Annotated in this window: 18 protein-coding genes; 11 read left to right on the top strand and 7 right to left on the bottom strand. The window is 54.8% G+C overall.

Annotated features, from left to right (window positions below; translation table 11 throughout):
• The first annotated feature begins 4 nt into the window (after nt 1-4).
• Nucleotides 5-1,327 (top strand): replication-associated recombination protein A, encoded by a 1,323-nt coding sequence (locus ABD971_RS16085; protein ID WP_339942784.1) that lies wholly within the window; start codon nt 5-7, stop codon nt 1,325-1,327.
• A 155-nt stretch (nt 1,328-1,482) separates the two neighbouring features.
• Here ABD971_RS16085 and ABD971_RS16080 read toward each other — a convergent pair whose 3' ends face one another.
• The 6 genes from ABD971_RS16080 to ABD971_RS16055 form a co-directional block, all read right to left on the bottom strand.
• Nucleotides 1,483-1,665, bottom strand: a complete 183-nt coding sequence (locus ABD971_RS16080) for a hypothetical protein (protein ID WP_008691839.1) — start codon at nt 1,663-1,665, stop codon at nt 1,483-1,485.
• A gap of 251 nt (nt 1,666-1,916) precedes the next feature.
• Nucleotides 1,917-5,363, bottom strand: coding sequence for an aminotransferase class I/II-fold pyridoxal phosphate-dependent enzyme (locus ABD971_RS16075; protein ID WP_345323687.1), 3,447 nt, complete (start codon nt 5,361-5,363; stop codon nt 1,917-1,919).
• A gap of 421 nt (nt 5,364-5,784) precedes the next feature.
• The gene (locus ABD971_RS16070) at nt 5,785-6,690 is read right to left on the bottom strand and encodes a dihydroorotate dehydrogenase (protein ID WP_345323685.1); all 906 of its coding nucleotides are present in this window, start codon (nt 6,688-6,690) and stop codon (nt 5,785-5,787) included.
• Nucleotides 6,691-6,723: 33 nt separating this feature from the next.
• Nucleotides 6,724-7,371 (bottom strand): phosphopantothenoylcysteine decarboxylase domain-containing protein, encoded by a 648-nt coding sequence (locus ABD971_RS16065; protein ID WP_339942790.1) that lies wholly within the window; start codon nt 7,369-7,371, stop codon nt 6,724-6,726.
• A gap of 16 nt (nt 7,372-7,387) precedes the next feature.
• Nucleotides 7,388-7,756, bottom strand: coding sequence for a TerB family tellurite resistance protein (locus ABD971_RS16060; protein ID WP_339942791.1), 369 nt, complete (start codon nt 7,754-7,756; stop codon nt 7,388-7,390).
• Between the two features lie 325 nt (nt 7,757-8,081).
• The gene (locus ABD971_RS16055; RefSeq protein WP_339942793.1) at nt 8,082-8,354 is read right to left on the bottom strand and encodes a hypothetical protein; all 273 of its coding nucleotides are present in this window, start codon (nt 8,352-8,354) and stop codon (nt 8,082-8,084) included.
• Nucleotides 8,355-8,439: 85 nt separating this feature from the next.
• On the opposite strand from ABD971_RS16055, the gene ABD971_RS16050 reads away from it, so the two are divergent.
• The 8 genes from ABD971_RS16050 to ABD971_RS16015 all read left to right on the top strand — a co-directional run bounded on the left by ABD971_RS16050 (nt 8,440) and on the right by ABD971_RS16015 (nt 19,065).
• Nucleotides 8,440-8,673 (top strand): hypothetical protein, encoded by a 234-nt coding sequence (locus ABD971_RS16050; protein WP_339942795.1) that lies wholly within the window; start codon nt 8,440-8,442, stop codon nt 8,671-8,673.
• A gap of 329 nt (nt 8,674-9,002) precedes the next feature.
• Nucleotides 9,003-10,388, top strand: a complete 1,386-nt coding sequence (locus ABD971_RS16045) for a DUF1501 domain-containing protein (protein ID WP_345323682.1) — start codon at nt 9,003-9,005, stop codon at nt 10,386-10,388.
• A 239-nt stretch (nt 10,389-10,627) separates the two neighbouring features.
• Nucleotides 10,628-13,078, top strand: coding sequence for a DUF1553 domain-containing protein (locus ABD971_RS16040; protein ID WP_345323680.1), 2,451 nt, complete (start codon nt 10,628-10,630; stop codon nt 13,076-13,078).
• 79 nt (nt 13,079-13,157) lie between these two features.
• Nucleotides 13,158-15,266: a hypothetical protein gene (locus tag ABD971_RS16035; RefSeq protein WP_345323678.1), complete on the top strand. Its 2,109-nt coding sequence runs from the start codon at nt 13,158-13,160 to the stop codon at nt 15,264-15,266.
• A 501-nt stretch (nt 15,267-15,767) separates the two neighbouring features.
• Nucleotides 15,768-16,778 (top strand): lipid II:glycine glycyltransferase FemX, encoded by a 1,011-nt coding sequence (locus tag ABD971_RS16030; RefSeq protein ID WP_345323676.1) that lies wholly within the window; start codon nt 15,768-15,770, stop codon nt 16,776-16,778.
• A gap of 285 nt (nt 16,779-17,063) precedes the next feature.
• Nucleotides 17,064-17,471: a TadE/TadG family type IV pilus assembly protein gene (locus tag ABD971_RS16025; protein WP_345323674.1), complete on the top strand. Its 408-nt coding sequence runs from the start codon at nt 17,064-17,066 to the stop codon at nt 17,469-17,471.
• Between the two features lie 14 nt (nt 17,472-17,485).
• Nucleotides 17,486-18,637 (top strand): VWA domain-containing protein, encoded by a 1,152-nt coding sequence (locus tag ABD971_RS16020; RefSeq protein ID WP_345323672.1) that lies wholly within the window; start codon nt 17,486-17,488, stop codon nt 18,635-18,637.
• A gap of 26 nt (nt 18,638-18,663) precedes the next feature.
• Entirely contained in the window at nt 18,664-19,065 is a 402-nt protein-coding gene (locus tag ABD971_RS16015) for a TadE/TadG family type IV pilus assembly protein (protein ID WP_339942807.1), read from the top strand.
• 687 nt (nt 19,066-19,752) lie between these two features.
• Here the strand turns inward: ABD971_RS16015 and ABD971_RS16010 are convergent.
• Nucleotides 19,753-20,157, bottom strand: coding sequence for a hypothetical protein (locus ABD971_RS16010; protein WP_345323669.1), 405 nt, complete (start codon nt 20,155-20,157; stop codon nt 19,753-19,755).
• A 2,549-nt stretch (nt 20,158-22,706) separates the two neighbouring features.
• Between ABD971_RS16010 and ABD971_RS16005 the strand changes: the two genes are divergently transcribed.
• Nucleotides 22,707-23,042: a hypothetical protein gene (locus tag ABD971_RS16005; protein WP_345323667.1), complete on the top strand. Its 336-nt coding sequence runs from the start codon at nt 22,707-22,709 to the stop codon at nt 23,040-23,042.
• 129 nt (nt 23,043-23,171) lie between these two features.
• Entirely contained in the window at nt 23,172-23,507 is a 336-nt protein-coding gene (locus ABD971_RS16000; RefSeq protein WP_345323665.1) for a hypothetical protein, read from the top strand.
• The last annotated feature ends 429 nt before the right edge of the window (nt 23,508-23,936 follow it).

Raw genomic sequence — 23,936 nt, 5'->3', positions numbered from 1 at the left:
GGACATGCCTGAAAGCCGTTCCCTATTCGCGGATGCCGAAGAGGATAACCTTAAATTGGCTCAACCGCTCGCCGCTCGCATGCGTCCGGAAACGCTAAGCGAGTTTATCGGTCAGCATCAAATCCTTGGCGATGGAAAATTGCTGCGACGAATGATTGACGCACGGCGGCTCGGCTCCATCATTCTTTACGGGCCTCCCGGAACCGGCAAGACGACGCTCGCCCATCTGCTGGCCCACGAAACCGGCAGCAAATTACGGATGGTCAGTGCCGTCACCAGCGGGGTCAAAGAACTCCGCGAAGTGCTAGCGTGGGCACGTGACATCGTTTCCACCGGGGGGGCACGACCGATTTTGTTTGTCGATGAAATCCATCGCTTCAGCAAGAGCCAGCAAGACGCGTTGTTGCCGGACGTCGAAGAAGGGATCGTCGCGTTGATTGGTGCCACCACCAGCAATCCGTACTTCGCCGTCAACGGTGCTCTGCTGTCGCGTAGTCAATTGTTTGGACTCGAGGCGTTAACCCCCGAAGAGATTCGCACGCTCATCGAACGAGCGCTGCGTGACCATGAACGTGGGCTCGGCGATTTAAAGCCACAAGTCGACGAGGACGCGATTGAGTACCTGAGTCAAGCGTGTGAAGGGGATGCTCGTCGTGCTCTATCGACTTTAGAGATCGCTGTTCGCAGCAGCGGCAAGAAAGATCCTAAGGTCACTCGTGAAACGATCGTCGAATCGATCGGCAGCCGATTGAGTGGCTATGATGCCACGGGCGATGACCACTACAACTTGGCCAGCGCCTTGATCAAAAGTATTCGTGGCAGTGATGTCGACGCCAGTGTGTATTGGTTGGCGAGGATGCTCGAAGGAGGCGAAGACATTCGTTTTCTGTGTCGCCGTTTAGTGATTTTAGCAAGCGAAGATATCGGCAATGCGGATCCATCGGCGCTAACGATCGCGGTGTCGGCGATGCAAGCGTGTGAGTTCGTCGGGCTTCCCGAAAGCCAATTGACGCTCAGCCAAACGGTCGCCTATTTGGCACTTGCGCCGAAGAGCAATGCGGCGACCGCTGCGATCAGTGCCGCTCGCAAAGATGTGCGTGAAAAACAGGTCATTCCCGTGCCAAAGCACTTACGCGACGCCCACTTCGGTGGCGCCAAATCAATGGGGCACGGCGAAGGTTACCAGTACAGCCACAATGCCGAGGATGGCATCGCCGAACAAGATTACCTCGGAGTCGATCGGACGTACTACGAACCCGTTGACCGTGGTTTTGAACAAACGCTAAGAACACGAATGGAAGAGATTCGCAAACGTTTGGGAAAGTAAGAAAAGCTTGAGCAAGTAAAAAAAAGTTGGGTAGGATAGGCTTCCAGGCTGTCGCTAAAAAACACCGACAGACTCGAAGTCTAATCTACCCATCCTTGCGTCGGATGACGCGCTTGCATCGGATGACGCATCGGATTCGCAATGCGAATCGTTACCTAGCTCTTTGCAGCGGCCGAGCGAAGTTCTTCGAGTTCCACTGTCAAGCGGTGGCGAAGCGGGCTTTCCGCACGAAGTTCGTCTTCGAGCAGCTCTTCGGCTTTGTCAAAATTTTCGTCGCTACGGTTGGGATCGTTCATCAATGTACGAAACATTTTCTCGATCGTCGCTTCAGTAAGCAATGCAGTCTCCTGGTTCGAGGGGGGGGGGGGGGAGGGGCGAGCTGGAGATGTTTAGCGGAAACACGCCCGATCGAATTTCCTAAAGGCCAATTCCAAACATCGTCGCCGTCTACTGATTCTAAGCGACATGATTCACGTCGCAAGGGCAAACTCGATGTTAGAGCATTCCAAGACGCTTGTCGAGAAAAATTACGCCTGGCCTGCGACTTGCCTCACGCCATCACGGCTCAGAGCGACAATTTTACTGCCGATTAACGGCCCGCCGCGACCACTTGGCGATCAAAACCGAGTTCCGACAAATGAGCCGCCGTCCGCGTGACCGTAAAACGAATCTGCTCTTCGGTGTGTTCCGACGTGATAAAGAACCGCAGTCGTGCCGCCGACTCGTCCACCGCGGGATACAAGATCGGTTGCACATTGATCCCGTCTCCCTTGAGTCGATGCGACAATCGCAGCGCCACCATCGAATTACCGGTGATGATCGGAACGACGGGTGTCCCCCCGCTATCGCCGGTGTCCAGCCCAGCTTCCTTACAAAGTGACAGAAACAATTCGCTCCGCTTGCGAAGCGTTTCGACGCGTTCGGGTTCGTCGGCCAGCGTTTGCAGTGACGCAAGCGCCGCGGCAACCTGGGCCGGCGGCATCCCGACGCTGAACACAAATCCCGGTGCGGTGTATTTCAGCAGTTCGATCAGCGCGTTACTGCCGGCAATATAACCACCACACGATGCAGCCGACTTGCTCAGCGTACCCATCCAAATATCGACATCACGCGCGTCCATGTGGAAATGTTCGGCGATCCCATGGCCTGTTTCGCCCATCGTGCCAAAGCTATGCGCCTCGTCGACCATCAACATCGCGCGATGTTTTTTCTTGACTTCGACAAATTTTGGCACGTCGGCAAAATCACCATCCATGCTATAGACGCCTTCGATCACAATCAACACGCGGCGATACTGCGATCGCATCTCGGTCAACATCCGATCAAGCGCTTCGTAATCATTGTGAGGAAACGGTCGACGTCGTGCGCCCGACAACAACGCTCCTTGCACGATACTGTTGTGAGCCAACGAGTCGTGCAGAATCAAGTCACCCGAACCGACCAAATGCCCAATCGTGGTTTCATTGGTGGCATGGCCGCCGACCATCAAGATCGACGCGTCCACGCCGACCCATTTCGCAATCGCATTTTCCAGCTCGCGATGGATCGGTTTCTCACCCGAAACCAACCGACTTGCCGAGACGCTCGTCCCGTATTTACGCACTGCATCGGCCGCCGCTTCGGTGACACGGGAATGCCCGCTCAGACCCAGGTAGTTGTAACTGGCAAAACTAATGTACTCTTTGCCATCGATTACGGTGATATCACGAACGATGCCATCGTGAACCGTAAAGTAGGGGTTCGGGACTCCGGTCATCTGCATTTGCTGCATCGTCGTTTTCAATCGCCGGTACTCGGCGAACTGAGAGACGTCGTCTTCGGGTTCGACGGCCGAGACAGCATTCGCGTAGCCGCCAAAACCGCTGCCGGTGGTTGCCGATGCAGGCTGGAATTCGCCGTTGTCCAAAAACGCCACCGCGCGAAATTCGCCACCGGGCGGCAGATACCGCTGGATCGCCAAAGCGGTTTGGCCGACCGTTTCGATTTCGTCCAACACTTGCTCGGGAAACCGCCCGCCAAACGTGCGTTCGAGGTTGCGTGCGATTTCGAGCCGCTCGAGACTGTCCAAACCGAGATCCAACACGATATTGGTGTCCAGATCCAGCACCCGAGCTCGCTCACCAGCGACTTGGCGGATGTGTTGCTTGATCGCTTCGGCGACCGAGTCGTTGACGTCGCTGAGATCGATCTTGCCCGTTCTGCCGCCCGCCGCAGCGGCTTGCATCATTGGTTGCAAGTCACCATCGTTGTGCGTCGTTTCCTCTTCCCAACGCACCCATTTCGCGATCATCTTCATGTCGCCATCGCGGACCGCATGCAAACAAGCATGCCGCTGGATCTTACCGCTACTGGTTTTAGGAACGCTGCTGTTGCGAACCAAATAGACCGCGTCAGGGGGCAATTCATGATCCGCGGTGACGGCGCGGCGGATCGCTTGCAAATGGGCGTCCCAATCCAAGTCACGCAAACGGACCGTTTCCGCGACAATCACTAATTGCTCGCGGCCTTCGTATTCCATTGCGAACGCGGCAACCGATCCCGCTTGCACCGCATCGCTGGCTCGCTCGACCGTTTCCTCGATGTCTTGCGGATAACGATTCACGCCGCGGACAATGATCATGTCCTTTAGACGGCCCGACACATAAAGTTGGTCGTTGTGCAAGAAACCAAGGTCGCCTGAACGCAAAAACGGACCTTCTTGGTCGGCGGTTCGCGCAAAGAACGTCTGCTCGGTCGCATCGCCCCGCTGGTAATATCCCTGACCCACCGAAGGACTTTGAATCCAGATCTCACCGATCTCGTTGTCCGCCATTGGCATGTGAGTCTCAGGATCGACGATCAGCACGGTTTCTTCGGGAAGGACGCGGCCACAACCAACTAACCGACGCGCCGCATCGTCATCTTCGTCGACCACTTTGACCTTCTTGGCATCCAACGCACTGCCGCTAAACGTCGTCACAACCGGACGCGTTTCGATCGGGCCGCCCGTGACCAGCAAGGTCGTTTCCGCCATGCCATAACAAGGCAAGAACGCTTCACGACGGAAACCGAACTTTTCAAAACGCTTCGAGAATGCGTCGATCGTCGAGACGCGGATCGGTTCGGCGCCGTTAAATGCGATCTCCCATTTCGATAGGTCGACCCCTTCCATCTCTTCGTCTGCGATTTTGTCGACGCACAATTGGAAGGCGAAATTGGGGCCGCCGCTAATCGTCACCCCATACTTGGAAATCCCCTGCAACCATCTCGCCGGACGTTGCAAAAAGGTCATCGGGCTCATCAATACGTCGCGACGGCCGATGAACATCGGCATCAAAATGCCGCCCACCAAACCCATGTCGTGATAGGTCGGCAACCACGACATACCGATCACATCCGCATCGGGCTCGAACGCTTGCAGGATCAATTCGCTATTGGCGATCAAGTTGCCCTGCGTCAGCATCACGCCCTTGGGCGATCCAGTCGACCCCGACGTGTACTGCAACACGCCAAGCGAGTCACGATTGATCTTTGGCATTCGCCACTTGTCCGCCAAGCGGCACGCTGGATCATCGGTCCCGAGCAACTGTAAACCGACAAGGTCGTCGTGCTTCTGATCGCCCGAAAGCTGTTCGACGATCGCCTTGGTCGACAATGCCCAACGTGTGTCCGCGTCGACGACAATCGATCGGATTCGCGACGCCTTGCGATTGCGACGCGGTGGATAGGCGGGAACCGCGATGGCGCCGGCAGCATGACACGCGAAAAAACCAATCACAAATTCGAGGCAGGGTGGATACAGCAGCAAGATACGGTCACCGCTGCGGATCCGACAACGATCCTGCAAATATCCCGCTAGCGCACGAACCTCTTCCCACAATTGCGAATACGTGATCGTTTGCTCGGATGATTCGACATCCGTGAACAAAAACGCAGGCTCATGAGGTCGATGCTCGGCCCAGAACCTTAGAATCGAGATGTAGTGATCTCTCGGTGGCGATTGTTTGCCAAAGAATTCTTTTAGGTCCACTTGCGCATTACCGCCAAGAAGGTTCATGGTTGGTTAAGACGACCTCGGGATTGGGGCCGCGCTGCTTCATTTCTCCCCTGACGAGGGGTTCCCTGCTTTGGGAGGTTCAAGTTATTACAAACTAGCAATTTGAGCATACTCAAAACATCCCTCTAGAATAGCGAACGTCGACTCGTCGGAATGCTTGCATTAGGGTTTTCCAGTCTAATCCGCCCCAATACGGGTTTAAAACCCGTGGGAAGTGGCGGTAACCGTCAAATTCGCTCTCCTAGTAACCTCGTTGAACGAATTTAACTCTGCTGAGACCCCGTTCGTGTCTGCCCCGTTGGCGGGGGCTGTGCCGCTATCCCCGGGCACGTTCGCGGCGAGAGACGGATTCGGTTGCGGCGAGCTAAGCGGCGATAAATACCTTGCAGCCAAACCGAGCGAACTCGCCACACCTCTCATCTCATTTGTTGAGCGTTCCCACGATTTCGGCGACGCTGGACGCACCGCTTTCCGCTAACGCGGCGGGCAATTGATCGATCAAGCGAGTCGAGACGGTGGGGTCGTAATAATTGGCGGTGCCGATTTGGACCGCACTCGCACCGGTCACCAAAAACTGCATGACGTCATCGATCGAAGCGATTCCGCCAATCCCGATAATCGGAATATTGACGGCCGACGCGACCTGATGAACGCATCGTAGCGCGATCGGTTTAATCGCAGGTCCACTCAGTCCGCCCATGCCATTGCCAAGCATCGGTTTTCGAGTTCGCCAATTGACCGCCATCCCCAGCACGGTGTTGATCAAACAGACCGCGTCGGCGCCACCGTCGGCGGCGGCTTGCGCGATATCCGCGATCCGCGTCACGTTGGGGGTCAGTTTTGCCAAGATGGGAACGTTGCAAGCCTCGCGAGCGGCTTTGACCACACCAAGACACGATTGGGCGTTGGTACCAAAATCGATCCCGCCGCTGACGTTGGGGCACGACAAATTTAATTCGATGGCAGCGACGCCTGCAGAGTTTCCGACGCGTTCGGCCAACGAAACAAAATCGTCTTGCGTCCGCCCCGCCACACTGACAACGATCGAAGTTCCGATTTCTTTTAGGTAGGGCAGATGGTTTTCCAGAAACGCGTCAACCCCATCGTTGTCTAGCCCGATTGCGTTGAGAAGTCCGGCCGAGGTTTCGACCGTTCGCCACGGCGCGTTGCCGATGCGTGGTTCCGCCGTGATCGTTTTGGGCAACACGGCGCCGAGTCGCGGCACATCAACGATGCCCTCCATTTCACGTGCGTAACCGAACGTTCCCGAGGCGACCATGATCGGATTTTTCAGCGTCAAACGGCCGAGGGTCGTGCTTATGTCCATGATTTGTTTTTCCGGTGATTGCGGTTTCTCGGCTTATTGCAGTTTCGCGGCGCGATGCGTCAATTGCTCGCTAATGTGCCGTACTAATTCGTCAGCCACAAAATCTTTGTCGCCATGAATCTCGGCGATCACGTTGCCGCGGGCATCGAGTAATTCCACGTCGTTTTGATTCGAATCGATCGCTTGCGGGCCATTACTGACCATCAGATCACAATGTTTTGATTCCAGTTTGACCGTGGCTCGGAAACGCCGATCTTCGGTTTCCAGGGCGAAACCGACCACCCATTGGTCGTCCCGTTTGCGTTGCCCGAGCGTGGCGACGACATCGGCGGTCTCAATCAATTCCAACCGCAGCGGTTCGCCGGTCTTGGCGATCTTTTGAGACGACACCAACCGTGGCATGTAATCGCAAGGGGCAGCTGCCCCGATCGCTCCGTCGCACGATTCAAATGCCTCGACGGCTGCCGCCAACATCTCGTCGGTCGTGACGACCGGAATGACCGTTGCCGCCGCCGGATACTCGACGCTGACGGGGCCCGAAACGACCACCACATCGTGGCCGGCATCGATCGCCGCTTTGGTCAACGCAGCCCCCATCCGACCGCTCGACGCATTGGTTAAATAACGAACCGGATCGAGATATTGCCGGGTCGGGCCAGAGGTAATGAGGATGCGGGCCACGGAATCAAGCTGCTCTCTAAGATGTTTTTTTGACGGTACGGGTGATGATTTCGTTGACGTCTTTTTCCGTCAATTCCATCTTCACGGCCGCGAGGGCAAACAACCGTTTTTCGGCTTCGGCAAGCGTGCCGTCGGCCGCCATCATGCGAATTAATTCCTGCATCAATTCGCGACGCTGCTCCATTTCGGTCGGCAGCTCTAAGCTGGCTTCGTCCCCCAACCCGAACTCGATTGCCTTCTGCAAATCGTATTCGTCCAAGCCGAGGTCAACGCAGCGGTCCGCGACAAGATTAATCTCGCGCTCGCCAAGCGACCCGTCTGCAAACGCCATCACGACGAGATTTCGGAGCAGTTGACGTCGTTTTTTCAGAATTTCTTCGTTCATGTCGAGAATGTTACCCGCGGAAACGAGGGGGAACAAGTCGCGGAACCTGCAACGGACTGGCGAGATCACCGTCGGGCTGCAGCGATTCAGAAGGTCGGGGGTTCATGCCATCGACTTTGGCACTATGCGAGTGGAGGTTATAGCGGTGCGGCGCGGGGCTCGCCCGGTCTAGTTTGAACGTTTCACTCGCGGCAACCGGGCGGGCCCCGCGCCGTGCCGCTACCCAAAGTAGAGGGCATTAGTAGAGGGCATTGAACGCGCGCCGCTACCAACGGCGGGTGAGATCACTCACCAAGAGCGAGCAAAAGAAATGGGCGGCTGAGACCTAGAAGAACGCGTGGCCGCAATCGCAAATCTTTTTCCGGACATGTGATTCGTTAGAACACTTCGGACACTTCTTTTTCGACCAAGACGACTCTTTCGGCGTTTCGGCGTCCAATTTACGCTGAGCCTTCAATTCTTCGGTTCGCGCCGCGTCCGCTTGCAGGACCGCACATTGAGGATGGATTCCCCCCTTGGAATAGGCACGCTTGCCACAAATGGGACAGACATTGCCATTGGCTTGAGTTGCCGAGGTGGTCGTTTTGTTCCCGCTCATTTTGCGCTACTTTTCGTTTTGCGAGCAACGTGGCCTCATTATTAATGAGCGTCCGAGCTCGTCAAAAAGTGCAACCAAGAAGCACATGGTAGACAGTCACGACGTCCAATGCGGTGGCACGTCGCCCACGCAATCGATGCGTTTGGCAGGAAAAATGTCGAAACGGGTGAGCGTGATCGTGAAAACGACTTGCCAAACCACGTCTCGCTCAACCCCTGCGGGTGAACCTATCGTACGCGAAGTGGGCCCAAAAGTCCACTTCGCAGCGGTGCTGCCCCTCGTCATCAAGCTGAATCAAGCTCGCGAAGCAGCGCTGTGACCTCAGTTCAGCGGCTTAATCCGAACCGCAATGCGGATTCTCGTCCGTTACATTTCAGTGTACCTGTGTCGATCTGGCAGAGGACTTCTCAGCGTTTTGTGATTCTCAACTGCATCCAACCGGGCAATTGCAGCGGAGCTGCGCAGCGATGTCAGCAGCGAGGCAATTCGCCCCAAAACGCCAAAATCGAACCGCTGCTTTTATTTGGTTGCTTTGGATTGCCTTGTTGGGCTAGAATGCTAACCTTCCCCCCCTTACAAGCAACGCTCCCCCCTCCTGCAACGCGTTGCTCCCTTCCTTCCATCCTACCGCTGGTCGATTGACTCATGATGTTGTCAATACTTGGGCCAAAATCTGGCCCCCGCAAATCGGGTACTTCAAACACTGGCCATCCCGGTCAATATTGCGACGGGGTTCCTCGTCGCGGATTCTTGAAGATCGGCGCTCTAGCGATGGGAGGCGTCGGTTTTACTTTGGCCGATTTGATGCGAGCCGAAGCTGCCACGGGCCAATCCAATTCGCATAAAGCCGTCATCAATATCTTTCTTGCCGGCGGTGCCCCACACCAAGACATGTGGGATATCAAACGCGACGCGCCCAGCGAAGTGCGAGGCGAATTCCAGGCCATCAAGACCAACGTGCCTGGGATTGAAATTTGCGAAGTGTTCCCAAAGTTGGCTGGATTGATGGACAAGGCCGCCATCATCCGCAGTCTGGTCGGCTGCAGCGGAGGACACGACGCCGTGCAGTGCATGTCCGGTTGGCGGCCCAATGATTTAAAAAGTATCGGCGGTCGACCGGCGGTCGGAGCAGCCGTTTCTAAATTACTCGGTCCCGTCGATGCTTCGGTGCCTCCGAACATTGGTTTGGCGGCGCCAACCAGACACGTCCCTTGGTCTGATTCCGGTACAAGCGGTTTTCTCGGCGCCGCTTACGCACCGTTTAAACCCGACGGTCCTGGCATGAAAAACATGACGCTCGGAGGCATCACGTTGGATCGGCTGGCCGACCGGCGAAAATTGCTTTCCGAAATCGATACGCTTCGTCGTGATATCGATGTCACCGGAACGATGTCCGGGATGGACGCGTTTGGCCAACGAGCACTCGATGTGCTTACCAGCAGCAAGTTGGTCGACGCCCTCGATTTGTCAAAAGAAGATCCAAAAGTGGTCGAGCGATACGGCGATGGGAAACCCTACCAATTCCAGTACGACGGATCTCCGACCGTCAATGACCAATTATTGATCGCGCGACGGTTGGTCGAAGCCGGTGCCCGCGTGGTCAGTTTGAGCTATGGGCGGTGGGATTCGCATAGCAAGAATTTTGACCTCGTCCGCGATCATGGATCCAAGCTTGATCAATGCCTCAGTGCTCTGATCACCGATTTAGACGAACGTGGCATGCTCGATGACGTCACCGTGGTCGTATGGGGCGAATTTGGTCGCACCCCGAAAATCAATGCCAAGGCGGGACGAGATCACTGGACCCAAGTCAATTCGGCCTTCTTAGCCGGCGGCGGAATGCGTACCGGGCAAGTGATCGGTGCGACAAACCGCTTGGGCGAAGAACCCAGCGAACGTCCCGTCCATATGCAAGAGGTCGTGGCGACGATGTATCACAACCTGGGGATTGATACCGGCTCGACAACCTTGATCGACCCCACAGGACGCCCCCAGTTCTTGGTCGACCATGACCCGATTGGTGAGTTGGTGTAATGGTGTATTCCAATTGCCGTGGTGCGGTTTTAAACCAACCGAGGACCGTCGGGCCAGTAAGTGATGGGTTCACTCGTAGCGGAAGTCGTCAAGACTTTCGTGAATCACCGAACAAATCGAAACTCTTGACGAGTTTCGCTACGTCAGTAATCGTTTCGAAGATCCTCACCGGGAAACCTCGGAATGTTTTTGCAATGCGTTCCCCTCGGTTCACTCGATCAATCCTGCCAACTGCATTGATGTTCACAGCTCGAGGGCTTATTGCCCTTGCGATTGGTTTCGCGGTTACCGATTCGTTCGCAGCAAACACGCTTACCATCGATAACGCCGACGCTGACCGCCTGCTCGTTGGACGTGATGCCCGAATCCAATTGATCGTATCACGACACTTGGGCGATTCATCACTCACGGCAATCGAAGACGCCACGTCGCAGGTAACGTACGAGGTCGAGCCAAGTGGGATTGCGTCGGTCGATCCTGGGGGACTGGTGATTCCAATCGCCGATGGCCACGCGACCATCAAGGCGGCGGGGTCCGATGGCGAGACGGCAACCGCCGTCATCAAAGTCATTGGAATGAACGAAAATCAACCGGTTAGTTTTCCAAGCCAAATCGTTCCGATCTTTACAAAACTGGGCTGCAACGGTGGCGGGTGCCATGGCAAGGCTGCGGGCCAAAACGGATTCAAACTTTCGCTGCTTGGCTTCGAGCCTCGCGAGGATTACGGGCACTTAGTAGAGGAATCGCGTGGTCGACGAATCTCACCCGCGATTCCCGAACGCAGTTTATTGTTACTCAAGTCGATTAACGCGTCGCCGCACGGCGGCGGGCAACGAATGGAAGTTGATAGTCACGAATATCGCTTGATGCGACGCTGGATCGCTCAAGGTGCGAAGTACGGAGATGGCAATGAACCCACCGTGACATCGATCGAAGTCTTGCCGTCGCACCGGCGTCTATTGCCCGGAGCGACCCAGCAGCTATCGGTCGTCGCCAACTATTCCGACGGCACGCGTGAAGACGTCACTCGCGCCGCGGTGTATGCGACCAACGATACCGAAATGGCCGATGTCGATGCAAAAGGACGTGTCCAATTGAATTCGCTCGTAGGCGATGTTGCCGTGATGGCCCGTTACCAAGGAAACGTGACGGTGTTTCGCGCTGACATTCCCCAGCAACTCGAAACATCGCCCGAGTCATTGACCCCCGAACCGGCGAACTTGGTTGATACGCATGTGTTCGCAAAACTGCAATCACTTGGCATTCCCGCGTCACCGATGTGCGATGACGCCACGTTCTTGCGGCGCGCGACCTTGGATATCACCGGTCGATTACCGACGCTGGCTGAAACACGCAGCTTCCTCGACGATTCCTCGGCCGATAAACGCCCGACGCTTGTCGAGCGGTTGCTACGCAGTTCAGATCATGCCAATTATTTTGCCGGCAAGTGGAATACGATCCTTCGCAACAAACGGCAACGAAGCGAATTGCAATTTGCAACCGTCGCCTTTTACCAATGGATTCGCGACAGCATTGCAGAGAACAAACCGTACGATCAATTTGTCCGCGAAATCATCACGGCGTCTGGAAGCGTTGCGAACCATCCACCCGTGGCTTGGTATCAACAGGTCGCAGACACAAGCAGCCGAGTCGAAGACGCTGCCCAGCTGTTCTTAGGGCAACGTGTTGCCTGCGCCCGATGTCACCATCACCCCTACGAGAAGTGGAGCCAGGCGGACTACGCAAAATTGTCAGCCTTTTTTGTGACGGTCTCGAAAAAGGGAGGTGGCGAACCGTTGGAGCCCGACTTCTTTGCTCGCGTCGGCGCAGCGACCTCGCCTCATCCCAAAAATGGCCAGGCGTTGCCCGCGGCGGGGCTCGATGCAGCCCCCGCTACGATCGCTGCGACCGAGGATGCTCGCTTTGTCTTGGCCGATTGGATGACCGATCCGTCAAATCCCTTTTTTGCCAAATCGCTGGTCAACCGCTACTGGAAACACTTTATGGGACGGGGCTTGATCGAACCCGAAGACGATATGCGGATCACCAACCCGCCGTCCAACCCCGAGTTGCTGGACGCATTGGCCGCGGAATTTGTGGATTCGGGTTACGACTTAAGATCTCTGGTCCGTTCGATTGTGTTGTCCAAAACCTACGGGTTTAGCAGCGATCCCGTTCCAGGAAACTTGGGCGATCGACGCAGCTATTCGCGTTATTACCCAAAGCGAATGCAAGCCGAAGTGCTACTGGATGCCGTCGATGATGTCACCGGAAACCAGACCGCGTTTGCCGGAATGCCAGCAGAGACAAGAGCGGTGGAGCTACCCGACACACAATTTAAGTCGTACTTTTTGAGCGTGTTTGGCATGCCCGCCGGCGATACCGCATGCGAGTGCGAACGGTCACAAGAAGCCAACTTGGCGCAAAGCCTGCACCTGATCAACTCCGATGAAATGCAGGAAAAATTGGCAGCGGATTCAGCGCTCGCAGCACGGCTAGCCGCAGACACCGAATCCGACGATCAACAACAGCTAAGCGAGTTGTACTTGATCGCATTCAGCCGGCCTGCGACCTCGACTGAACTACAGACGATGCTCCGCTATCTCGATCAGAAAGACAATCGCCGACAAGCGTACGAGGACATCCTCTGGTCGCTGATCAATTCAAAAGAATTCCTCTTCAACCACTAAATATCCCGCCTCCACACTCCCGCCTCCACACTCCCGCCTCCACACACCCGCCTCCCTCCTCCTCCCCTCTCCCGACGCTATGCAACTTCCTCTCCGCATTGCACTTCTCTGCATCGGCATGACTTCCGTCACGCATGCTCAGTTCCTCGCGATCGAGTTACGTACGGTTCGACCGGCAACGGCAACAGTGGGCCAGACAAGCGGGGTGTCCGTTACGGGGGACCGGATGGACGAGGTGGATCAGCTGTTGTTTTCACATCCGGGGATCACAGCGACGCTGCAATCGGTTTCGCAAACGTCGCCACCTCCGTTGCTTTCACCAATACCCAAATACGGTCATTTTGACGTCGCAATCGCGGACGATGTCCCGCCGGGGCGTTATGAAGTGCGTGCGATTGGCCGGCACGGTGTTTCAAATCCGCGTGCCTTTTGGGTCAGCAAGCTGGCGGTCGTTAACGCCGCCGCCAGTCATGATTTCGACTCGGCCACTCCGCTTCCCACCGACCAATGGCACAGTGCACCGTCGTCGGGGGCATCAATAGATTTTTATGCAGTCGAGCTGAAAGAAGCTCAGGCTCGGATCGACTTTCGGTCTCAAACAATCGACTCGCCCATGATCGGGCAGCTAAGACTCTATAACGTCGCTGGCGAAGTGGTTGCATCGGCACGCGGCGCGGATGGTTTTGATCCCGTGTTGCGTATTGAGGATCAACCGCCCGGCAAGTATGTCCTTGCCGTGAATGAATATTTGTATCGCAGCGGCGGTGAGTACCATTACCAAGTGGCGCTGCAATCGAATTCAACCAACGAAGCCGCCGGTGCTGGCGTGGTCTTGGGACCGGAAAGTGCCACAGCCCTCGATATCGAACCTGCTGCATCGCCAATGTATCCGTCCAGTGGCGGTGCTGAACGTATCGAATTGCCGTATCAAGCGACTTGCTGGTTTGCTGAACCTGGCGATGAGAACACTTTCGAATTTGATGCGACTAAGGGCGAAGTGGTGGCGATCGATGTGATTTCGCAACGACTCGGTGAACCAACCGATGCTCGCGTGATCGTGGATCGGATCCAGCGTGATGATGCAGGGGTGGCATCCTATCAAGAAGTCGCACGATCCGATGATGGGCAAGCGGTTAGTGACTCGATGATCTCACTGAACACGAAAGACCCTTCACTGTTGATCACCGCTCCGGCGACGGCGACGTACCGATTGACCGTTCGCGACTTAGACATCGGCACGTCACTTCGCGAACAGCAACGATTTGTGCTGCGGGTCGCCAAGCCCGATCCCGGTTTTACGCTTGTTGCGTCTCGCGTTTATCCCAACAAAGACGTCAAACTAGCTCGTCCCCATGGTTCCAAATTGTTTCGTGGGGGTGCGGAACTCGTTCGTGTTTTTGCGATCCGACGTGACGGATGGACGGGGCCGATCGAAATCACGGCCGAGAATTTGCCCGCGGGGATTCATTGCAAACCGGCCACCATTGCCGCGAATCAAACGCAAACCGATCTCACGCTGACGGCAACCGACGATGCCATCACCGCTGTGGCACCGATAAGCATCGTCGGCCGCAGTATCGATCATGCGATCAGCAAAACGGCGGTTCCCGCGACACTGCAATTCGCAAAGGGAGGAGGACGAGATTACGTTCGTTCTCGAATCGCATCCGATATCGTAGTAGCGGTGTCCGAGCACGACATTGCCCCAATCACGATCCGGTTCGATGACGCAAAAGTCCTCGACGTGAAGGCTGGCGAACAGTTACCATTGGCAATCCAGGTAACGCGTCGCGAAGGCGGAAGTGACGTCTGTGTACTCCGGCCTGTTTCGTTACCAGCGGGTGTGACCATCGCCGAGGTGACCATGCCTGCGGATAAAAGTGAGGCCGCTGCCACGATTAAAACCGCGGCCAACACTCCCGTAGGAACGTATTCGTTCGCAATGCTGGCGGAAACAAAAGTAAAAATCCGGCCCAACCCGCAAGCTTTGGCAGCGGCACAACAGGCACGAGCCACGCTGCAAACACTTCATGATGATCCCGCTCAAGCAGCAAACTTGGGTGCGATTAAAGCTGCGATCGTGGAAGCCGATAAACGGATCGAGCTGGCCAAAAAGTCGCAAGCCGCACAAACGTTGACCGTCTTTATTCCCAGCAACCACGTAACGTTTCGCGTCGTTTCGCCCTGATCGGCAGCACGACAAACAACAACATTCGTCTCTTTCTGGACATACCGCTGACGATCGCAATCTCTCGAGTCGACGGTATCACGCTGGCTGACCTCAATACAGCGAATGTCTAAGTCTGAAGTATCACCTTGTTCCTCTTGAAGTTGTATCGACGCAACCGCCGCGGCTCCCTCACGTCTTGCTAGTGTACAGCTGCATCCCACCACGGCCGAACAACGTGCCATCGCAAATCAGGATGGGGCGACGTGCCATGGTTGAGAACAGTTGAGAACAGTTGAGAACAATCGACAGAGGATTTGCGGTTCTACCGCCGGGAAGTAGTCTGGGGAAAAAGGACACCTGTCAGTAAACTCCTGCAAAAAACGCTCGTTGCCCGGCACCCACTTGGCACAGCACCCACTTGGCACAGCACCCACTTGGCACGGCACCTACTTGGCACGGCACCTACCTGGCAACCCACGACTTTTGAACGTGCATTCCTCAACCTGGTGATGAACGACGATGATGGAACAGGAAACCGAGACGACCCGCTCGACCACCGACTGGGACCAGTTTCTCGCGGACCAGCGACCTGACATTGGCCACAAACAATACTCGTGGTGGATTGATTTTCTGAAGCTCCGCGGCTGGAACAGTTTTGGGTTTGCGGCCAGCGACGATGACAAAATTTGTGGGGGTGCAAACGTTTTGATGAAATCGTTTGCGCCCGACAAGTGCTTCTACTACGTGCCTCATGGCCCCGTGCTGCCCAAGACCCAAGCGGATGCAGCGGACTTGTTCGAGGCGATGATGGAATACATCGACGATCACCGCAAGAGTTCGTCGTATGTGGTCAGTCACCTCAGAATCGAGCCGCGGTGGTTGGATCAACCGGAATATGTAAAAGGATTCCAGCGATCGATCCATTGGCACGAACCACGAAACACGTTGTGCGTCGATTTGACGATGTCCGAAGACGCCATCCTGAAACAAATGAAGACCAAGGGAAGGTATAACATTCGCGTCGCCCGCCGGCACAACGTCTCCGTCGTCCAAGACAATTCCGCTGCGGGACTCGCTGACTTCCTGCGTCTCTACGAAGAAACCGTCACCCGGCAAGACATCTCGCGGCATTCCAAGGAATACTTTGACGAGCTAGCGGCAACCCTGTTTCCCTATCGACGCGGAGAACTCTTCTTTGCCGAATATCAAGGCACGCGGCTGGCTACGGCGTTAATACTGTACGCCGGTGACACCGCGACGTACAAATATGGTGGAACGCAGCTTTCGCATCGCAACGTGATGGCACCCTATCTGCTTCATTTTGAAGCGATGCTGCGAGCCAAAACGTTAGGCTACAAGTGGTACGACTTTTATGGCGTTTCGCCCGCTAACGCACCCAACGACGAATGGGCCAATTTCAGTTCGTTCAAGCGAAAATTTGGCGGGTGCGAGCTAAGCTTTATTCCGTCGCTCGATTTCGTCTTTGATCCAGACGCATATGAAGAATACCGTTCGCAGAAAAAATCCTGATCTGCCTGGCTTCGGAACACAGTCGCGTTGCAAACCCTCACACCATCGCAAGCATTCCTCTGGGTGGCTGCTCTAGCCCATTCAATCGATACGACCGTTATAGCTTTATGGTCAGCCTTCGATTCCCCCTCTCATTTGTTTTGTCATCCGGACCAGGCTCTGCGAACTGACGTACAAATTGGTATCCCCCCATTGCTCAGTGATTATCCGGGGCTCGCTGCTTGATGGGGTTTGCGATCGATCGCTTAATCGATCAAACCATTTTTAATCTCGGGACATCGACCTGTGCGTAACAGAAGAGAACGAAACAGAGGCGGGACGGCGATGGTGGAATTGGCGGTCTGTATGCCAGTCCTGTTCCTGATCGTCTTCGCCTCGATCGAAGCCTGTAACATGATCGCGATGAAGCAAGTCATCTGCGAATCAGCCTACGAGGGCGCTCTGATTGCCCTGAAACCCGATTCGACGGAATCCGATGTTGTCGACCGAGTCAATGCAACACTTGCCTCTCGCGGCGTGACGCCCACGGATGTGATCGTCGCCGGATCAGGAGGTGCCGCCTACGCCACACTGGCTCGCGGTGATACGGTCACTGTCACAATCCAAGCCGCCACCAACGGAAATATTGTCGGGCCTCAGCTGTTCGGATTTGCACAATCCTTGTCCAGTAGTTTGACCGCGATCAAGCAATAAATCATGGAATTGCAATGAAATATCCAAACACAAATTCCTGGAACGTGTCGCCCCATTGTCGCCGGGGCGCGACCGCGGTCGTCTTTGTGATCATGCTGCCGGTGTTGATGTTGTTGCTCGGGTTCTCGGTAGACCTCGCCTACATGCAATTGTCACGGGCCGAACTGCGCGCAGCAACCGACTTGGCCGCCAAGGCAGCATCGTCGGAATTGGCGGAAACCGGTGATACCGCACGTGCGATCGCCAAAGGAAAACTAATTGCCACCGCGAACAAAGTTGCCGGTGAAGGGCTGACCCTTGAAGACGCCGACTTTGTTTTCGGCAATACCGTCCGATCCACGACGGGCAAATGGTCGTTCACGGCAAGTGGTTCGCCCATGAACGCGGTTCAAGTCAACGGCCGCCGCACCGCCGCGGCCCCCGACGGCGAAGTTGATCTGTTTTTCTCCAGCCTGCTCAATGGCGACGGCTTTCAAACAACCGCAGCTGCAACCGCCGGTTTTATCAATGCCGATATCTGCCTGGTACTGGACCGATCCAGTTCGATGAAACTGGCGGTTTCCAATACGGCCACAGGAATGGGCGGTGGCGACCCTCGCTCGTGTGATATTCCGTGGGCGGACAGTCGATGGATCGCACTGGATGACGCCATCAAAATATTCTTGGCAAAGATGAACGATACGCTTGCGGAAGAGCAAGTGGCGATCGTGACCTACGCCAGCAACTATACGGCCTGTGGGGTGACAAACCACAACGTCACGCTCGACCAACCCCTGACTTCCGACTTCACCAGCATCACGACGGCGATGGAAAACTTGAACACCACCGTGTGGGGCGGCAACACAGAAACAAGCCAAGGCATGTCGCTCGCGAGATCGGAACTGAACGGATCCGGCGCACGGGCCACCGCAGAAAAGATCATGGTCGTGCTGACCGATGGAGCCTATACCAACGGTGTCCATCCCGCAGATGTCGCCGCCTTGGCTGCAGCGGACCGCATCAAAGTACACACCATCACATTCGGCGCTTGTCCCTCCAATGTGATCATGGATATGCAGGATACCGCGGTCGCCGGCGGTGGGTACCATTTTCACGCCCCCGACGCTGCGACTTTGAATGACGCGTTTAGCAAAATCGCAGGCTCGATCTCGATCCTTACCCAATAATGTTCTCGACACCCCCACACCGCAAAATGACCCGATCGAGAAAACCACGTCGCGGAGCCGTCACAGTCGAATTCGCTGTCGCGTTCCCCGTTCTGCTGCTGTTCACGTTCGCCGGAATCGAGTTCTCTCGTGTGAACATGATTCGCAACACTGCGATCAACGCGGCATACGAAGGGGCTCGCAAAGGAATTGTGCCAGGGGCAACGGCATCTGAATGCGAGCAAGCCGCGACTGAACTTTTGGATTTCGTTGACATCAGCGGTGGGTCCGCAGAAGTCACTCCCAGCACGATACAAGCCGACACGGAATCGGTCACCGTCACCGTCACCGTCCCGATCACGTCCGCCAACTCGTTCATCACGCCGAAGTACTTCATGGGGCAGACCATCACAACCAGCGTCACACTCCCCCGTGAAGCAACCTTCTAAGTATCTTCGCAACCATTTCCGGCCCAACGAAACTCGCGTGTGAGTTTCGACCTGTTTGGCGATTCCAAAACGGATCACCGAACGAAAATCAATGAAAGACCGACACGGCGCGCACGCCGTCAATCGGCAACAGTCGGTCCTTTCTTGTCGCAGTGACCGAGGGGGGACTGTGCCGCAAATCACGCCAGAAAGATTGGTGCGACTGAAAGATTTGAAAACCAGATCAAAGGGTGCGATAGCCTGTCACCTAGTCGCAACGCGACGAAATGTAGTAGCCACGGACGTGAGTCCGTGGAACGCCATAACAGAAAAGCAAAAGTCGCGAAGCGACGATAGGTGTTGTTTTTCCGACCCAATCCCACGCACTATCGGTACAGTAAAAGGTTAAAAGATGAAAGGATAAAAAATGATGACGAGGTGAGCGTCCGAGTCCAATCGCGAATCGCCATAACAGTCTCATTTTTCTGTCGCACCACTTCTTTCTGTCTAACCACTATCAAAGCTATCACCGACCGAAATTCTGGGTGATCCCCGCACGCGGCATTGATCCGAAGATTCCGGAATCGGTTTGCTCTAACGTGACGAAATCGCTCACACCGCGAGCGATGACAGGGTCAAACACCGCGACTCGGCAACAGGGAGTGCATCGAATTGTTCGCCGTCAGTTCGAGCCGAAAAGAATTGGGACTAGGCAAGTGGATCGTACAAAGAAACGTTTATAACGGCAAGGATAATCCCCAGCATCAAGAACCAGAAATTGCGACCGGTGGCGTCCCGCTCGCAGTCGCAGTTGTGATAAAAACGCCAGAACACGAGTGATGTAACCGCCGTCGGCAATGCAGCGAGCAGTAGCGGCAGCGTGAAACGCATTATTATTGAATCGGGGCCAAACAGAGCAAGCGAGCAATATCCGTGGCAAGTGAGTTGCCACCCCGCATCGCCGACCGATGAAAAGAACAACGACCACAAGCACAATGAAGAAAACAGGTGAACCATACAAACCATCCACCGCCAATCGGGATGAACGGCATTATCATGGTGGTCAGTGAACTCTACTGACGATGGAGCTTCGTAGGGATTTGTAGTTCTCATCGGTGTTCCAAATCGGCGAACAGCGGGATTCACCTGGCACGTACTAAAGATTTTCCATTCCCAAACCGGGCGATCCAACCGGTTCGATCGTCACATTCACGATGGACTCCGGAGATGTAAACGCATTCTCACGCGAACGCGTGTGTTGCGGTAATGTAACAAAACAAGGCAACCGCGAGGTTTGATGTATAGCGTCTCACTTCGGTCTCCATTTTAGCCGGGTAACGGCTAGGATCGACGGGTGGTGGGGGCTCTGATTGATCTTAGCAGGAATCTCGCACCGTCACGCTGGGCGAGTAGAACACTGTCGCTCGGATGTTAGGGTCCGCTTTGGGTTCATGGCTTTCTACAGAATTCTCCATCAGCTATCACACTCGTTGAACGTTGTGCGATGACTCCTTACGGAGACCTCTCACCTAGCATCACTTCACACTCTTCTATCCCGATCAAATCCACAACACCCGCATCGACATTCGCGGCCAAGTAATGCTTCAAGAAATTTGCCCGCGAATCAAGCCAATGAACGCCAACGGGCAATGCACGAAAGCGGCGGTGCATTTAGCCTCATGCGTCAGTTTTGAAGTTGCGCTTTTGTATTGAGGGGCAAAGCCCCAGCAGTTTACCTAGCCCAGCCCAACGGGCTGGGGCCAAGAAAAAGGATGAATTGTAGGGCCAACGGTCCGGTCGTTTGCTCGGATCTACTGAGGGCGGCTGGCAAATGACCGGGCCGTTGGCACTTGGGTTTCTGTGCACCTAAAACCTGCCCCGTTGGACCAGGCTAGGCAAATAGCTGGGCCTTTAACCAGAAGAACATCTAAACGCGCAACTTTAAAATGCGTCAGCATGGGGTTTCGGGTACGAAAAAAACACATAGCCGCGATAGCGATCGCAGTCTCAGGCATGGCACTCGCGGATTCTAGACATCGCTACCGAAGTCGCACCAAAGACGCGATGCGATGGATTGTACAATCCATTCAACCCAAGGTTGGGCCGAAAGATGGAGGGGCTAGAAAAATGGGGTCCCGAAAGGTCGACATGTGGCGACGACGTTTGCGTCCGAGTCCAATCGCGAATCGCCATAGCAGTCACATTTTTCTGTCGCACCAATTTTTCTGTCTATCACCAAATTCGATCCGCGATAATCGGACACGAGTGACGCTGTGCAATCAGGTGGTAAACACAAAGAGTCAGGGACAGACGAATGGGGGACAGGCGAATAAAGCGGTGCCGAGACCAAGCCTACCATTCAGCGAGTAGCGGCAGCGATCGACGCGTTGTAATGCTTCAACGACAACTGCGAATGGCGGCCAATTGCAGGCAAAAACATGGGTGACAAAAACATGAAGGCAGACGAACGGGGCACGCGTTACTTCGTCCGTAAATCTTTCTGTCGCACCAATCTTTCTGTCTATCCACTATCAGAGCGATCACCGACCGAAATTCTGGGTGATCCCCGCACGCGGCATTGATCCGAAGATTCCGGAATCGGCTTGTTCTGACGTAATAAAATCGCTCACACCGCAAGTAACGACAGAAAGATTGGTGCGACAGAAAAATTTTAAAAGCAGATCAACGGGATAGGAATTACTGGGGTCACCCAAGCTGAGCGGCGTCAGCCTGTCACCTAGTCGCAACGCGACGAAATGTAGTAGCCACGGACGTGAGTCCGTGGAACACCATAACAGAAAAGCAAAAGTCGCGAAGCGACGATAGGTGTTGTTTTTCCGACCCAATCCCACGCACTATTGGTACAGTAAAAGGTTAAAAGTCGAAAGGATAAAAAATGATGACGAGGTGAACGTCCGAGCCCAATCGCGATTCACCATGGCAGTCTCATCTTTCTGTCGCACCAATTTTTCTGTCTATCCACTATCAGAGCGATCACCGACCGCAATTTTAGGTGATCCCCGCACGCGGCATTGATCCGAAGATTCCGGAATCGGCTTGTTCTGACGTGCCAAAATCGCTCACACCGCATGAAACGACAAAAAGATTGGTGCGACAGAAACATTTCAAAAGCAGCTCAACGGGATAGGAATTATTGGGGTCACCCAAGCTAACCGCTTCAACGTTCTCCCCTGTCGCAACGCGACGCAAAGCGATGGCCACGGACGTGAGTCGGTCGAACAACTCCATACAACCGAAGGTTGGACAGGAAGATGGAGGGGGCAGGAAAATATTTAGTGAACGATGCTTGGCTACTCTCTCCGTCGCAAACGGCCTACACCCGAGATTCAGCAAGAGGTTAAACGATGGTAGGATAAAAAATGGCGACGATGTGAGCGTCCAAACCCAAGCGAGAATCGTCATCGCAGTCTCATCTTTCTGTCGCACCAATCTTTCTGTCTATCACCAAATTCGATCCGCGATAATCGGACACGAGTGACGCTGTGCAATCAGGCCGTAAACACAAAGAGTCCGGGACAGACGAATGGGGGACAGGCGAATAAAGCGGTGCCGAGACCAAGCCTACCATTCAGCGAGTAGCGGCAGCGATCGACGCGTTGTTCAACGGAAGGTGCGAATGGCGACCAATTATAGGCAAAAACATGGGTGACAAAAACATGAAGGCAGAAGAACGAGGCACGCGTTACTTCGTCCGTAAATCTTTCTGTCGCAACAATTTTCCTGTCTATTCACTTACCTTGATCCGCGAAAACATCTCTCTGCAACGAGCAGTGTCGCACCGCCAGATGGCGCCGGAGAGAATCAATCTCCCGCTTGTGGCCATCATGAAGCAGTCGAGCGTCGCCGAGGAAAGGTTAAAAAATCACTGGTTAGAAAATAAGAAGCGATTGCTTAAGCAAATCAGGAGCGTGCGAGGACCGGTGTTTGCTGGGTCGCATGAAGTTATCCAGTATGACTGGCACAGTGACCATCGCTAACCCGGGACGAATGACGCTACGTCATCTAGCTGTGAAAAACAGAAAGACAGCGACATCAATGAGCCGAAACTGCGATGGAATCGCCGCTCAGTGGACAACTGCGAATGGCGACCAATTACAGACAAAAACATGGGTGACAAAAACACGAAGGCAGAAGAACGGGGCACGCGTTACTTCGTCCGTAAATCTTACTGTCGCACCAATCTTTCTGTCTATTCACTTACCTTGATCCGTGAAAACATCTCTCTGCAACGAGCAGTGTCGCACCGCCAGATGGCGCCGGAGAGAATCAATCTCCCGCTTGTGGCCATCATGAAACAGTCGAGCGTCGCCGAGGAAAGGTTAAAAAATCACTGGTTAGAAAATAAGAAGCGATTGCTTAAGCAAATCAGGAGCGTGCGAGGACCGGTGTTTGCTGGGTCGCATGAAGTTATCCAGTATGACTGGCACAGTGACCATCGCTAATCCGGGACGAATGACGCTACGTCATCTAGCTGTGAAAAACAGAAAGACAGCGACATCAATGAGCCGAAACTGCGATGGAATCGCTGCTCAGTGGACAACTGCGAATGGCGACCAATTACAGGCAAAAACATGGGTAATAAAAACATGAAGGCAGAAGAACGGGGCACGCGTTACTTCGTCCGTAAATTTTTCTGTCGCACCAATCTTTCTGTCTGCCATCCGTCATTGGCTGGCACATGCGAACACCACGAATCCGTCTGCACCGCGCTCCCCGCCGAGCACTCCCAATCTCCCAATCTCCCAATCTCCCAATCTCCCAATCTCCCAATCTCCCAATCTCCCAATCTCCCAATCTCCCAATCTCCCAATCTCCCAATCTCCCTGTCTCCCAATCTCCCTGTCTCCCAATCTCCCTGTCTCCCAATCTCC

The sequence above is a fragment of the Novipirellula rosea genome (assembly GCF_039541335.1).
GTDB classification, from domain to species: domain Bacteria; phylum Planctomycetota; class Planctomycetia; order Pirellulales; family Pirellulaceae; genus Novipirellula; species Novipirellula rosea.
Note: the sequence above shows the minus strand (reverse complement) of the source record. Positions and strands in the feature narration are given on the sequence as shown.